The organism is Thermanaeromonas sp. C210 (genome assembly GCF_013167955.1).
Lineage (GTDB): Bacteria > Bacillota > DSM-521 > Neomoorellales > Neomoorellaceae > UBA12545.
Window position 1 is genome coordinate 462335 of the sequence record NZ_BLWF01000004.1, and the last position, 12809, is coordinate 475143.

14 protein-coding genes are annotated in these 12809 nt (G+C 59.2%); 6 read left to right on the forward strand and 8 right to left on the reverse strand.

Annotation, left to right across the window (positions count from 1 at the left end; translation table 11 throughout):
- Nucleotides 1-85 precede the first annotated feature (85 nt).
- Nucleotides 86-1249 carry a S1C family serine protease gene (locus TAMC210_RS12625; RefSeq protein WP_173299144.1) on the reverse strand — a complete coding sequence of 388 codons (1164 nt, stop codon included), beginning with the start codon at nucleotides 1247-1249 and terminating at the stop codon, nucleotides 86-88.
- 165 nt (nucleotides 1250-1414) lie between these two features.
- Here TAMC210_RS12625 and TAMC210_RS13710 point away from each other — a divergent pair, with 165 nt between their 5' ends.
- The 3 genes from TAMC210_RS13710 (at nucleotide 1415) to TAMC210_RS12635 (ending at nucleotide 3457) form a co-directional block, all read left to right on the forward strand.
- Nucleotides 1415-1546, forward strand: coding sequence for a hypothetical protein (locus TAMC210_RS13710; RefSeq protein WP_256366500.1), 132 nt, complete (start codon nucleotides 1415-1417; stop codon nucleotides 1544-1546).
- A gap of 77 nt (nucleotides 1547-1623) precedes the next feature.
- Complete coding sequence (locus TAMC210_RS12630; protein ID WP_173299145.1) at nucleotides 1624-2877, forward strand: competence/damage-inducible protein A; 1254 nt, start codon at nucleotides 1624-1626, stop codon at nucleotides 2875-2877.
- A 40-nt stretch (nucleotides 2878-2917) separates the two neighbouring features.
- Nucleotides 2918-3457 carry a cell wall hydrolase gene (locus TAMC210_RS12635; protein WP_173299146.1) on the forward strand — a complete coding sequence of 180 codons (540 nt, stop codon included), beginning with the start codon at nucleotides 2918-2920 and terminating at the stop codon, nucleotides 3455-3457.
- On the opposite strand, the gene TAMC210_RS12640 is transcribed toward TAMC210_RS12635, so the two are convergent.
- From TAMC210_RS12640 to TAMC210_RS12665, 6 genes are all read right to left on the reverse strand, one after another.
- The gene (locus TAMC210_RS12640) at nucleotides 3429-4070 is read right to left on the reverse strand and encodes an IMPACT family protein (RefSeq protein ID WP_217267380.1); all 642 of its coding nucleotides are present in this window, start codon (nucleotides 4068-4070) and stop codon (nucleotides 3429-3431) included. The two genes, TAMC210_RS12635 and TAMC210_RS12640, sit on opposite strands and share 29 nt — an antisense overlap.
- Nucleotides 4054-4740 (reverse strand): MBL fold metallo-hydrolase, encoded by a 687-nt coding sequence (locus TAMC210_RS12645; RefSeq protein ID WP_173299147.1) that lies wholly within the window; start codon nucleotides 4738-4740, stop codon nucleotides 4054-4056. The genes TAMC210_RS12640 and TAMC210_RS12645 overlap by 17 nt, the downstream gene beginning before the upstream one ends.
- A 375-nt stretch (nucleotides 4741-5115) precedes the next feature.
- On the reverse strand, nucleotides 5116-5688 hold the full coding sequence (locus TAMC210_RS12650; protein WP_173299246.1) for a xanthine phosphoribosyltransferase: 573 nt from the start codon (nucleotides 5686-5688) through the stop codon (nucleotides 5116-5118).
- Between the two features lie 108 nt (nucleotides 5689-5796).
- Entirely contained in the window at nucleotides 5797-6030 is a 234-nt protein-coding gene (locus tag TAMC210_RS12655) for a hypothetical protein (protein ID WP_173299148.1), read from the reverse strand.
- A gap of 41 nt (nucleotides 6031-6071) precedes the next feature.
- A complete protein-coding gene (locus TAMC210_RS12660) occupies nucleotides 6072-7343 on the reverse strand; it encodes a Ger(x)C family spore germination protein (protein ID WP_254388689.1) in 1272 nt (423 codons plus the stop codon).
- Nucleotides 7343-9025, reverse strand: coding sequence for a spore germination protein (locus TAMC210_RS12665; protein ID WP_254388666.1), 1683 nt, complete (start codon nucleotides 9023-9025; stop codon nucleotides 7343-7345). The genes TAMC210_RS12660 and TAMC210_RS12665 overlap by 1 nt, the downstream gene beginning before the upstream one ends.
- A 135-nt stretch (nucleotides 9026-9160) precedes the next feature.
- Between TAMC210_RS12665 and TAMC210_RS12670 the strand changes: the two genes are divergently transcribed.
- Entirely contained in the window at nucleotides 9161-10252 is a 1092-nt protein-coding gene (locus TAMC210_RS12670; RefSeq protein ID WP_173299150.1) for a GerAB/ArcD/ProY family transporter, read from the forward strand.
- Nucleotides 10253-10345: 93 nt separating this feature from the next.
- The gene (locus TAMC210_RS12675) at nucleotides 10346-10942 is read left to right on the forward strand and encodes a DNA-3-methyladenine glycosylase (protein ID WP_173299151.1); all 597 of its coding nucleotides are present in this window, start codon (nucleotides 10346-10348) and stop codon (nucleotides 10940-10942) included.
- Here TAMC210_RS12675 and TAMC210_RS12680 read toward each other — a convergent pair.
- Nucleotides 10911-11810, reverse strand: coding sequence for a DMT family transporter (locus TAMC210_RS12680; protein ID WP_254388690.1), 900 nt, complete (start codon nucleotides 11808-11810; stop codon nucleotides 10911-10913). The genes TAMC210_RS12675 and TAMC210_RS12680 overlap by 32 nt on opposite strands.
- A gap of 135 nt (nucleotides 11811-11945) precedes the next feature.
- On the opposite strand from TAMC210_RS12680, the gene TAMC210_RS12685 reads away from it, so the two are divergent.
- On the forward strand, nucleotides 11946-12791 hold the full coding sequence (locus TAMC210_RS12685) for a basic amino acid ABC transporter substrate-binding protein (RefSeq protein WP_254388667.1): 846 nt from the start codon (nucleotides 11946-11948) through the stop codon (nucleotides 12789-12791).
- The last annotated feature ends 18 nt before the right edge of the window (nucleotides 12792-12809 follow it).

Below are 12809 nucleotides of genomic sequence, written 5' to 3' on the forward strand. Positions count from 1 at the left end.
GGCCTAGGTGAGAGCTGATAAGGCGCGCTGGTGGGAACAGGAGGGGCCCCACAGGAAGGGCCCCCACTACTCCCCCACCGGTTGCTTACCAGGTCGACGGTTTTTCGGCCAGGGTCACCGTTACGTTTACCCGGCCGCCCCGGCGAAAGATCACCAGCTGGATGGTCTGCCCTATCTGTTTCTGCTGAATCAGTTTGACCAGCTCGGTGGCCGAATTGACGGCCTGACCGTCCACCTGGAGGATGACGTCGCCCGTACGGAGTCCGGCCTTGGCCGCCGGACCGCCGGAGACCACTTCCCTTATTAGAACTCCCTGGACGTTACTGATTCCCAGGTAAGCGGCTATGTCGGGCGTCATATCCTGTAAAAGGACTCCCAACCACGGCCGGCTGATCTTACCCTTGGTCATGAGGTCGTTCAAGACCGGCTGGACGGTGGTGCTCGGGATGGCAAAGCCCACGCCCTGGGCATCGATCTTGACGGCCGTATTGATGCCGATGACCTCACCCCGGAGGTTAAGTAGAGGCCCACCGCTGTTGCCGGGATTAATGGAGGCATCGGTTTGGAGAAGATTTTCATAGTGGCGGTCCTGGGTGTCTACAGGACGGCCCTTGGCGCTAAGCACGCCCACGGTGACGGTATGGTCCAGGCCGTAAGGGTTCCCGATGGCTATAACCCACTCCCCTACCCGGGCTTGGTCTGCATCTCCCAGTTTGAGATAGGGCAGGGGCTTGCCCACGTCCACCTTAAGTACGGCCAGGTCCAAATCCCGATCCGCACCCACTACCCTGGCCTTGAACCGCTGGTCAAAGCCGACAATGGTAACCTCTACTTCCTCGGCGCCCTCCACTACGTGCTCGTTGGTCAAAATATATCCGTCAGAAGAGATGAGAAAGCCCGAACCCAGACCCTGCTGCTGGCGCCCGTCGGGTATGCCGAAGAACTGCCGGAAAAAGGGATCGTTGAAGGGGGCCTGTAGCCCGCCGCTCGTAGTATCAATCCTCACCACTGCCGGGCTGGCCGCCTCTACAATATTGGCAATGGCGTCGGGTCCGAGCCCCGGGGGGAGACTCGTGGCACCGGCCTGGTTGGCGCTCACCTGCTGTGGCCTATTTTCTTGCTGGGGCGGCAAGGCAAAGGCCCGGGAAGCCCCTCCCAGGACGAAAAAGGCCGATGTAACGGCTACCCCGGCCAGAAAAACCAAAAGGAGCAACCATCCTAGACTCCGTCTGCCATTTCGGTCATACATGGACCTTCCCTCCTTTAACCTTCAATGTAGAAGCTACTCACCGTTCATTTTACTACGGTAAGGTAAAGAAAGTATTAAGAAATCCTGAAATAATTATAAGTTCCGGAGGAGCACCGTTGCAAGGCTGTCGGGCCTCTGCTATACTGACCCTCGAGGGGGGAAAGTATGAAAAAGGTTCACCTCGTCCTCTTTTTAATCTTCTGGCTCATCCTGGGGCTTGCGGTGACCGCCATCAACAGCCACGGCGCCGGCGCAGGAGGTCATGAACCCGCCGCCGCTGAGGTAAGCCGACATTAGGGGGACGGAAAAACGCTCCCATGGAGAGCCTTTCGTGACCATGTTCGCTCCATTCCCATAAGGAAAGGTGGACTCCCTTGCTGGCAGAAGCCATCTTCACGGGCACCGAACTCCTCCTGGGCCAGGTGGTAAACACCAACGCGGCCTTTCTGGCTGAACAGCTGGCCGCCGCGGGCATTAGCCTCTTTCGCCAGGTGGTGGTGGGCGATAATCTGGAGCGCATTAAGCAGGCCATCCTGGAAGCAAAGGGGCGGGCGGACCTGGTCATCATCGGCGGTGGTATGGGTCCCACTGAAGACGACCTGACGCGGGAGGCCTTGGCCTCCGCCCTGGGCCTTCCCCTGGAGGAAGATCCCCAAGCCCGGGAACACATCCTGCGCTTCTTCACTGCACGCAACCGTCCCATGCCGAGCCAAAACTTGAAACAAGCCCTCCTTCCTCGCGGGGCCCGGCTCCTGTCCAATCCCCTGGGTACGGCCCCGGGAATCTTTCTCCCCCATCAAGCTAAACTTTACGCCTGCTTGCCCGGACCGCCGGGGGAATTTCAACCCATGCTCACCCAGGAGCTCCTGCCCCTGTTAAGGAGTTACCGTCGGGAAGAGGAGGTCATTCTTTCCCGGGTGCTTAAGGTTACCGGGATGGGAGAGTCGACCGTAGAAGAGAAGGTTCGCGACCTCCTGGCCGGAACTAACCCCACCCTAGCCCCCCTGGCCAAAACCGGAGAAGTACACTTGCGCTTAACGGCGCGGGCTCCCGATACCGAAGCCGCCCTCGCCCTTATAGAGCCCGTGGAAAGGGAAATCCGGCGGCGCCTGACGGATTACGTCTACGGCGCCGATCACGAGACTCTGGAAGAGGTAGTAGGCCGTCTTTTAGCCGCCAGGGGGTGGACCCTGGCGGTAGCCGAGTCCTGCACCGGCGGCCTGCTGGCCCACCGGATTACCAACGTTCCCGGTAGCTCTATCTATTTCCGCCAGGGTTTGGTGGCTTACGCCAACGAAGCCAAAGTACGGCTCCTGGGAGTACCTCCGGAGGTGCTGGACCGCCAGGGGGCAGTGAGCCGGGAAGTGGCCCTGGCCATGGCCCGGGGCATAAGGCACCTGGCCGGTACCGACGTGGGGGTAGGGATTACCGGTATTGCCGGCCCGGGCGGCGGCACGCCTACTAAGCCGGTCGGACTGGTATATGTGGCCGTAGATTTGCAGGGAGACATCCAGGTGCGCCGGGAGCTCTTTCAGGGGGGGCGGGAAGAAGTTAAATGGCGGGCCAGCCAGAGCGCCCTGGACTTGCTGTGGCGAAGGCTGAGGATAAAAGCCCGAGAAGAAGGGTAGTTTAGTATTAGAGTACTGTATCTCTGGAGGATAAAGACCCTTGGAGAGGCGGCAGTGGCTGCATATACTGCTCAACACGGTTCGAACATGGCAGCGGGAATGGCCCCCTCAGGGGCGGAGATGGTTGTTTGCCCTGGTACTGCTCGGGTTAATCCTTATCCCGGGCATCCAGGCCCGGCCCTTACCCCCACCGGCGGCGGGGAAACCGCTCCCCCCAGGCCTGCCGGCGGAAGAGATCAACCTGCTGGCCCGGCTGGTAGCCGCCGAGGCCAAGGCGGAACCCTATATCGGCAAGGTGGCCGTTGCGGCCGTGGTCCTAAACCGCACGCGCCACCCCGACTTCCCCTCCACCATACCCGGGGTTATCTTTGAGCCTTGGGCCTTTGAAAGCGTAATGAACGGTACCTTCTGGGAGGCCAAGGTGGAGGAATCCGACTACCGCGCGAGCCAGGATGCTCTGGCGGACTGGGACCCCAGCGGAGGTGCCCTCTACTTTTTTAATCCCGCTACTTCTACCAGCCCTTGGATCTGGACCCGGCCTCAGATCACCGTCATCGGCCGTCACATCTTTGCTCTTTAAACACGACCAGGTCGGCCACCTTCTGCCGGAAAAGGTCTACGGCAAAAAGGGGAATCTCCGCCTGTAAATGGACTTCCCAGGGGCCGTAGTCTGCAGTTACCATTCGTCCCCCGCAGGAATTTATATGATAGAGTACCCGCTCCAGAGCAGCGTAGGAACAACTAAGGGCCAACGGCCGCGTGACCACCTTTTCTATCTGCCCGGCTTCCTCCAGGACCCGCCGCGCCGTTTGGCCATAGGCCTCGATAAGGCCGCGCACCCCCAACTTCTTACCGCCGAAGTAGCGGGTGACCACCACGGCCACATTGGTCAAGCCCAGGCGGGAGATGGCTCCCAAGATGGGCCGCCCTGCCGTACCGGAGGGTTCCCCGGCGTCGCTGTAGTACGTTATTTCGCGGGGCGGCAAGCCCAGGCGGTAGGCAAAGCAGTTGTGGGTTGCCCCGCGGTGAAGCTTCTGGCGCGCGGAGATAAAATCTGCGGCTTCGGCTTCCGTTGCCACTTCTTTGGCGCAGCCTATAAACACCGAGCGTTCGAACCTGAGCTCAACTTCGGCCTGGCCGGCTACGGTAGTAAAGGTGTCCCTCCCCTGCATGCCTTTACAGGCGGAAGGCACCTTCGCCCAAGCTCAATACCCAAACCTCTGTCTCCGCCGGCAGGCCGGCCTTATCAACCTCCACCTCGCTACGGCCCAAGTGCCGCACGTTGGCCCGGCCGGAGGTAAACTCGTCCACTCCGGCGATGGGGAAGCCGCGCATACCGGGTGTCAAGTAATGCATGGGCAATACCAGCCGGGGCCGCAAGCTTTCTACTATCTGCCAGGCCTCTCCCGCGTCAATGGTAAAGTAGCCGCCCACAGGCACCATTAATATGTCCGGCTGCCCGATCTTCCGGCATTGTTCCGCGTCCGGGAGGTGGCCCAGATCGCCCAGATGGGCCAGGCGCAAATCGCCGATTTCCAGGACAAAAACGGCGTTCTTGCCCCGCTTCTCTCCCTGAACCTCATCGTGGTAAGTAGGGACGGTGTAAGCGTGGACATCCTTGAAGGTAGTGTCCACTTCATTCCACCCTTCCCCTTCCGAGGTTAACCCCCGCAGTATTACGGGGTCTCCCTTAACGCCCTTTAAGTAATTATGATCCCAGTGTTCGTGGCTTACGGTCACCAGGTCGGCCTCAACTTCCTGGGCCGCAGGCGAAACGTCGGGCCCATAAGGGTCGGTAACCACCCTCACTCCTGCCGGAGTGGTGAGATAAAAACTTGCATGACCAAGCCAGCGTATCTTCATGGCTTACCCTCCTCAGCGGTTAGATCTATCCATTACTACCGTAAAGTCAATATTATCACATAATGGAGAAACGTGCAAGAAGAGGGGGGCTGACGTATCTTCACTTTCGAGCCTAGGCCTGCTTGGCTTTCGCTCGCTCCAGAAACCCTCGCGGGCCAAACTATCACTCAGCCTCAGAGCTTAAGGCGGACTTCCCGGCAAATTCGACATCCTGTCTCAGTTGCCGGCCTCGGCCTTCCATGGCCTCGGGTCCGCCTCCGCTTTCGGCTTCGTGAAGTTTGGCACCCGCTCGGGTTTAGTCGCTCGCTTTCCAAGCCAAGGCAGGCCTCTCTCTCCCATAAAATGGGGACACGTCAGGAGGGGTTCCTGAGCCGTTCAGTTCAAAAACTCGATGTTACCTCCCTCCAGGCTGCCGATCTGCACCAGGGATTCCACCCGCATGCCCTGGCGGCGCAGGTAGTCTCCCCCGCTCTGGAAAACCTTCTCAATCACTATGCCGACCCCTGCCACCTCGGCGCCGGCTTGTTCCACAATCTCCAGGAGCCCCCGGGCGGCTTCACCCGAGGCCAGGAAATCGTCGATAATCAGCACCCGGTCTCCCGGGCCCAGATAACTGCCGGCAACCACGATATCCACTACTTCCTCCCTGGTAAAGGAACGCACCTGCCCTCGGTACGCCCCGGAGCCGATGGTGGAAGGCTGCCGCTTCTTGGCAAAAACCACCGGAACCCGCAGAACCAAACCGGTCATCAGGGCAACGGCTATTCCCGAAGCCTCCACCGTCAGCACCTTGTTTATTACCTCTCCGCCAAAGCGCCGGGCAAACTCCTCTCCCACCTTGAGCATAAGGACCGGGTCGATCTGGTGGTTCAAAAAAGAATCCACCTTGAGGATATCTCCCGAAATCACCTTCCCTTCCCGGCGGATCTTCTCTTTGAGGAGTTCGATAACATCAATCGGCAAGCTATTCACCCCGTCCGCGGCCATGGGCCTTTTTTAGGAGAGAATTCGCTTTGCCCTCGGGAAATTCCTTCTGCCAACCCAGGAAGTCCGGGCTTACTCCGGGGGGCCGAGAACTTTTTGGGCCAGGGGCTCGAAGAATTCCATTAAGGCCTGGGAGGGGAAGGAGAGGTGGCGGCCGAAGGACCAAGGGATGGCCAAGGCCAATCCCAGGAGGCATAGCCCTGTAAAGATGAGAAGAGTCCTCCAGTCCCGGCGCCGAATAAGGGGAATACCCTCCACCAGAAAAACGGCTCCATATAAGGTGAGGACCACCAGCAACCTTAACACCGGTTGTTCCCCCTGTTCCCCATCAAAATGAGTGCGGCCCTTTACCGGGCCCCGGGTTGCCAGGGTTTCAAACTGAGGCCCGTTCGCCTTATTTTAGCTTCTACTTGAACCGCTATCGGCAGTTTCTTGAACTCCTCGGGCCACCGGGCCTTTAGCTGCTTCCACAACTGGGGTTCCTGGCGGTAGAGGGCCCCGCCGAAGTCAAAGACGTCGGCCCCTGCTTGTTTGGCCTGGGCCACCGCACTGTTAATTTCCCCGGCGATAGCCGCTGCCGCCTGGCTTTCCAGTATCCTCAGGACCTCTACGGCGGTTAGATCATGGAGGCACTGCTGCTCAAGGAGGTTGCCTTCTACCTTTACCGTGATTATACCCTGAAGCTCGCCCTTTGAAGTCTGGATTTGGACCTTGCCCTGGGAGTCAGTTATTTCTACCGAAACCTTTTTCTTGTCCTCCGGGCACTCGAGTTCCAGGATAGCCCGCCTCACCTGATTCCTGGCCCAGGCCCAGCCGCGGGTCTGGTGCTCGTCCAGCCACCCTACCAGGCGGTCCTGATGAAAAAGACCTGCTCCCTTTAAACTTACCGTCCTCAACATTTCGGGGTCAGGTACCCTTACAGCCCCTTGTTGACCACTCCCCCCGGAAGCAGCATTTCCGCTCGTTGCCGCTCCCGGAGAAGGTGGCAGGGGCTGGGCGCTGATCTCTAACACCGGGATAAGGGCAGCGGAGGCGCCTGCCGATAACTCTACGATTACATCATGAATGGTGGGTACGATGCCGAAGCCGCTGGTCCTTACCCACCTGCTCAGGCCGGTAATCTCCCGGCCCAGGGTGGCCTCCAGCCCTCCCTGAGCCGCCACCAAAACATCCCTGGCCGAGCCCCGGGTGACCAAAATGTACGCAGTACGCCTGAATTCCTGATGCCGTTCCAGGTGATCCAAGACTTCCCTCAAACCCCTGCGGGCCAGTTCCTCCCCCACCAGCACGGCATCGGTGTGGGCCACATACGTGCGGCGGGGAAGCCTTAAAGCGAGCCTTCTTCCGGCACCAAAGAGGGTATCTCCCCGCTCACTGGCCAGGATTACGTTGCGCTGGGGCAGGGCGGCACCGGTGCCCCCTCCCCCCCCGCCCTCTCCCCCTCCGGCCACAGCAGCCGGCCTCACAATTTCCGCCGTGGCGATGCGCTCCTCCCCCTCAACATCAAAGGCGAAACAGGAGGTAAAGGCCAAGTCGTTGATTTCGCGGCGATCCCAACAGCCGGTCGTGAGCATGAGGAAAAGGCCGGCGGCCAAGAAGGCCGTAGCGCGCTTTAGCATCAATGCCTCGGCCTCCTAGAAGGCCCTTTGCCGCGAGGCCGGTTTCCTTCCCCCATCATGGTTTCTATTTCAGCCTCCGGGGGTTCCGCCCGGGGCGGCACAAACTTCTTGTTGCCGGGTTTGGTCCGAATGAAGTTCCTCAAGCCGCCCTCCAGTTTGGGCCGGGTCACCATGAGCCACCAGGGGGCCCGGAAAACCACATCCTTCTGATCTTCCCAGATAAAGGGGGCCACAGGGGCGAGATAGGGCAAGCCCAGGCTCCTTAAAGTAACCAGGTGGATTAAAATGGCTAAAACACCGGCAAAAATGCCAAATATACCCAGGGAGCCGGCCAGGAAGATCATAGGCAGACGCAGCATCCGTATGGCGGTGCCCAGGCCGAAGGTGGGATTAGTAAAGGAAGCGATGGCCGTTAGGGACACCACAATTACCATGGCGGCCGAGGCCAGCCCGGCCCTGATGGCCGCCTCGCCGATAACCAGCGCCCCGACAATGGTCACGGCCTGGCCCACGGGCCGCGGCAGGCGTAGACCGGCTTCCACCAGTATTTCAAAGATTATTTGCATCAGCAAGGCCTCCAGAAAGGCCGGGTAGGGGACCCGCTCCCGCTGGGCCGCTATGGCCACCGCCAGGACGGTGGGTATCATCTCGTGGTGAAAAGTCGTGAAGGCCACATAAAGGGCCGGAAGCAGCAGGGCAACAAAAATGGAGATAAAGCGGTACAACCTGATAAAGCTTACAACCCAGCGCTCATAAAGGTCGTCGGCGGCCTGCAGTTCAGTAAAGAGGTTTATGGGCAGGGTAAGGACGAAGGGAGAACCATCGGTCAAGATGGCCACCCTCCCCTGCAGGATGTCCGCCACTACCCGGTCGGGCCTTTCCGTACGGGCAAACTGGGGGAAGGGTGAAAAAGGACAATCCTCAATCATTTCCTCTATGTAGCCGCTTTCTAGGATACCGTCGGTATCAATCCTCCTCAGTCTGCTGCGCAGCTCCTCCAGAACCTCTTGGAGGGCCAGGCCCTCGAGGTAACTGATCACCACCCGGGTATGGGTGGCCCGGCCCAGGTACCAGGTTTCGAAGCGCAGGTCGGGAGTCCGCAGGCGTCGCCGGATCAGAGATATATTCGTAGGCAGGTCCTCGGTAAACCCCTCCCGGGGGCCGCGGATCACCGTCTCTACCTCGGGTTCGGTCACCGCCCTCTTCTCCCAGCTGTCGGCCCCCAGGAGTAGGACCCGCCTAGATCCATCCATTAACAAGGCTACCTGGCCGTCGAGCAACCCGTAAACTACATCCCCCCACCGGTCTTGCTCCTTCAAGTGACCTATACTCAAGTTATCCCGCACTAAGGTGACCAACTCCCGGGCGGAGTAGCCTCCCTCTCTCCCGAGCTTCATTAAGGACGGCAAAACATCCCTCTGGATTACGTCGCGGTCCACCATGCTTTCGAGATATGCCAGGGCCGCTCGTCGTTCTTTTACCGTTACTTCCCTAATAACCAAATCCTGGCTATAACCGAAGGTTTCCTGCAAGTAACGGACGTTGGCCTTGAGGTCCGGGGACAGGGGCGCCTGGCTCTTCCCCTTCCCCGGCACGGTCTGGGAATGCCTTTGTCTTCTAGCACGGGTTCGCTTCCACAGGCGGTGCAACATCTTGAGCAACAGCCGGTCATCCCTTCCCACCGAGATAATAACTCCGGCGTTTTCTGCCCGCTAAAGTACCTACCCTTAGTGTGGCGCCCGGCTGCCATTTTATACTGCCCTTACATATGAATGGGCCTGGCGGGAGATATTAGCATCGGGGAGGTGCCCTCCGCCATGCGGGAGGAAGGTCGGATCTCCAACTGGCAGTTCTTTATGCTGGTAATGGGTTTTCTCATCGGTTCTTCGCCCCTGATCATACCCACGGGGCCGGCCAAACAGGATGCGTGGATCTCGCACCTTTTGGCCGGGGCTTTGGGCGTGGGAGCTGCCTATCTTTACTCCAGCCTGGGCGGAAGGTTTCCGGAAGAAACCCCCATCCAGTACGCCCCGCGGCTCCTGGGGAGATTCCTGGGTACCCTGTTAAACCTCCTTTTCCTCTGGTACGCCCTGCACCTGGCGGCCCTGTTGTTGCTCGACTTCAGCGAACTATATGTTGTGGCCATTATGGTTAGCACCCCCCTGCCGGTTTTTGTGGGCATCATGGCCGGCCTGGGGGCTTGGGCAGTCCGCGCCGGCCTCGAGGCCCTGGGCCGCCTCGCCGAACTGGTAACCCCTTTCCTTATCATAAGCATTATCCTCCTGGGCTTACTGACCCTGATCACCCCGGGGTTACCCCGCTGGGAAAACCTCCGGCCCATTATGGCCGAAGGGCCCCTCCCTCCGCTCCGGGGGGTGCTGCCCTCTTTTGCCTTCCCCTTCGGGGAGACCGTCTTCTTCCTAATGGTTTTTCCGTTCCTCATCAGTCCCGGCAAGGGCCACCGCCCCTTCGTTCTGGCCGTGATTCTAATTAACCTTCTCCTCGCCACGGTCCTCGTGCGCAACATCATCGTTTTAGGTCCGGCGGAAGCTGCCAGGAACAGTTTCCCCAGCCTGACCGCCATACAGCTTATTAATGTAGGTGATATTCTGCAGCGCGTGGACCCCCTAGGTATTTTCATTTGGACCTTTGGCGTCTTTCTAAAATTCAGTACGGTTTTCTACGTCTTCACCTTGGGCACCGCCCAGCTTTGCAACCTCCAGGACTACCGTCCCCTTGTGTTGCCCACCGCCCTCCTGCTGACCTTTTTGGCCCCCACAATCCATGAGAACCTGCCCCAGCTGATCCGCTTTGCTTCCCGCACCTGGCCCTTTTACTTTTTCCCGGCCTACTTCCTGTACCCTGTGGCGTTAATGGCAGCAGCCAAGATCCGCCGCATTAAAGGCTAAGGCTACCAATGGCTGCCGTACCAGCAAGGGTGTCCTTTAATTCGCGCATCGGTGTTAAAATAGAAGGGGAAACAGCCGTGGGGGGCGGGTGAATTGCTTCCCTGGAGACAGGAACCTTTACCCTATGGGTTTTTTGCCCGGGATACGAAGATTGTAGCGCAGGAATTGCTGGGAACCTACATGGCCCACTTTTCTCCGGAAGGCCTGACGGTGGGGCGGGTGGTGGAAACCGAGGCATACCTGGGCCGGGATGACCCTGCCTGCCATTCGGCCCGCGGCCCTACCGAGCGCAACGCCGTCATGTTCGGTCCCGCGGGTTTTCTCTACGTCTATTTAATATACGGTATGTACTACTGCGTAAATGTAACTACGGACAGAGCCGAAGTCCCGGCAGCCGTGCTTTTGAGGGCCCTGGAGCCGGTGGCCGGCGTGGAACTCATGAGGCGAAGGCGGAGCACTTCCCATGACCGGCAACTGTGCAGCGGACCCGGCAGGCTAGCCCGGGCCATGGGCATCGACCGGAACCTCAACGGTGAGAGTGTAGTGGAGGGCGCAGTCCGCTTTTACCCTCCTTTACCCGGCGAGGCCCGGCCGGATATTGTAACCGCACCTCGCATAGGCATCAGGGAGGCTGCGGACTGGCCCCTGAGGTTTTACTTCAAGGATAATCCCTATGTGTCCCGCCGGTGAATTCCCTTGGCCGCGGCCGCCTTTCCTGTACGCCCACCATCCCCACGAGTATCAGGGCACACCCCAGTATTTGCCTGGGGCCCAGGATCTCACCCCCGAAGAGGCAGGCGATGACGGCTCCGAAAACCGGCTCGGTGGCCAGGATAACGGCCGTGGCCGAAGCCGATAGGTAGCGCTGGGCCCTGACCTGGATGAGGTAGGCCGCCGAGGTGGCCAGGACGGCCGTCACCACCAGGGCCTCAACGACCCTGGCCGACCAGACGACCCGGGACGGTTCCCAGGGCAGGAAGGAGGCACTCAAGAGGCTTACGGTGACCAGCTGGATCAAGGCCAGCTCCGTGGAGCCGTGGAGACGGGTGACCCTGTCGATGAACACTACATGGCCGGCAAAACAGAGAGCACACAGAAAGACCAGCCAGTCGCCGTAGGATAGGGCCAGGGAACCTTCGAGGGACAGCAACCCCAGCCCGGCGGCCGCCAGGGTGGTGGCAACCACTATCCTGATAGGAGGCGCTTTTCTCTTTATGGCGGCCTCCATGAGGGGTACCATGACCACCGACAGGCCGGTAATGAAGGCCGCTTTGGAGGCAGAGGTGTATTGGAGGCCCACCGTTTGGAAGGCGTACCCGCCGAAGAGGAAGAGGCCGGCCGCGCAGCCGTGAAGAAGGGCCCTTCGGTTCCGAAACAGCCGGGCCTTCCGGGCCCAGGGCAGCAGAGAAATCCAGGCGGCCATAAAGCGGTAAAAAAGAAAGTGGAAGGGGAGTATGTCCTGGAGGGCTTCCCGCACGAAATAAAAGGTTGCGCCCCAGACCGCGGCAACACTCAACAGCCCCAAAGCTGCAACAAGTTCCTTACCCACCCGAACCACCAAACTTGATTTTCCCACGAGCAACACTGCCTGTCAATGAAATTTCCTTCCCCGGCAGGAGTTCTGCCCCTTTTGGCGAATATCACTGTCGTTTGGGGTTTACGCAGTAAGCCTACCAAAGGAGGAGGTCGGAAAGTGAAGACATCTTTTAGGACTTTACTCTTTTTAGCCGTCGCCCTACTGCTGGCCGTGACGGCCGCTGGGTGCGGGGGCTCCACCTCAGGCCAATCGGAGCAACAACCTAGCAGTGCAGGAGAGGGCGCATCGAAGCCCAAATACGTGGTGGCCACGGAAGCCTCCTTCGCTCCCTTCGAATTCCGGGATCAGAATAGCGGCGAATTCGTGGGATTCGACATCGAGCTTTTGAAGGCTGTGGCGGAAGTGCAGGGTTTCGAAGTAGAGTTCAAGGACATGGGCTTTGACGGGATTATTACGGCGGTGACCACCGGAAATGTGGATATGGCCATCTCGGCCATCAGCATTGATGACGACCGCCGGCAGCAGGTAGATTTCTCCCTGCCCTATTACCAGTCCGGCCTCTGCGTCGCCGTCCGGTCGGACAACGACACCATCAAAGGTTTCGCCGATCTTAAGGGCAAGAGGATAGCCGCCCAGATCGGTACCACCGGGGCCAAGTACGCCAAGAACAACATAGAGGGTGCGCAGGTAACCGAATATAACACGGTTAACGATGCCTTTATGGAGTTGATCAACGGCGGCGTGGATGCCTTTGTGAACGATTATCCCGTTTCCGTCTACTTTATCCAGCAAGGTAACAACAAGGAAAAGGTAAAGATCGTGGGGGACCTGGCCAACAGCGAGTTATACGGCATTGCTATCCCCAAAGGGAATACCGAGCTCCTGGAAAAAATTAATGAGGGCCTCAGGAAACTCAAGGAGAGCGGGAAGTTCGACGAGATTTATCAACGGTGGTTCGGGGAGGCACCGCCCGAATTTCTGCCTGGAGAACCGCCCAAGTAAATCAAAAAATGGCGCTTT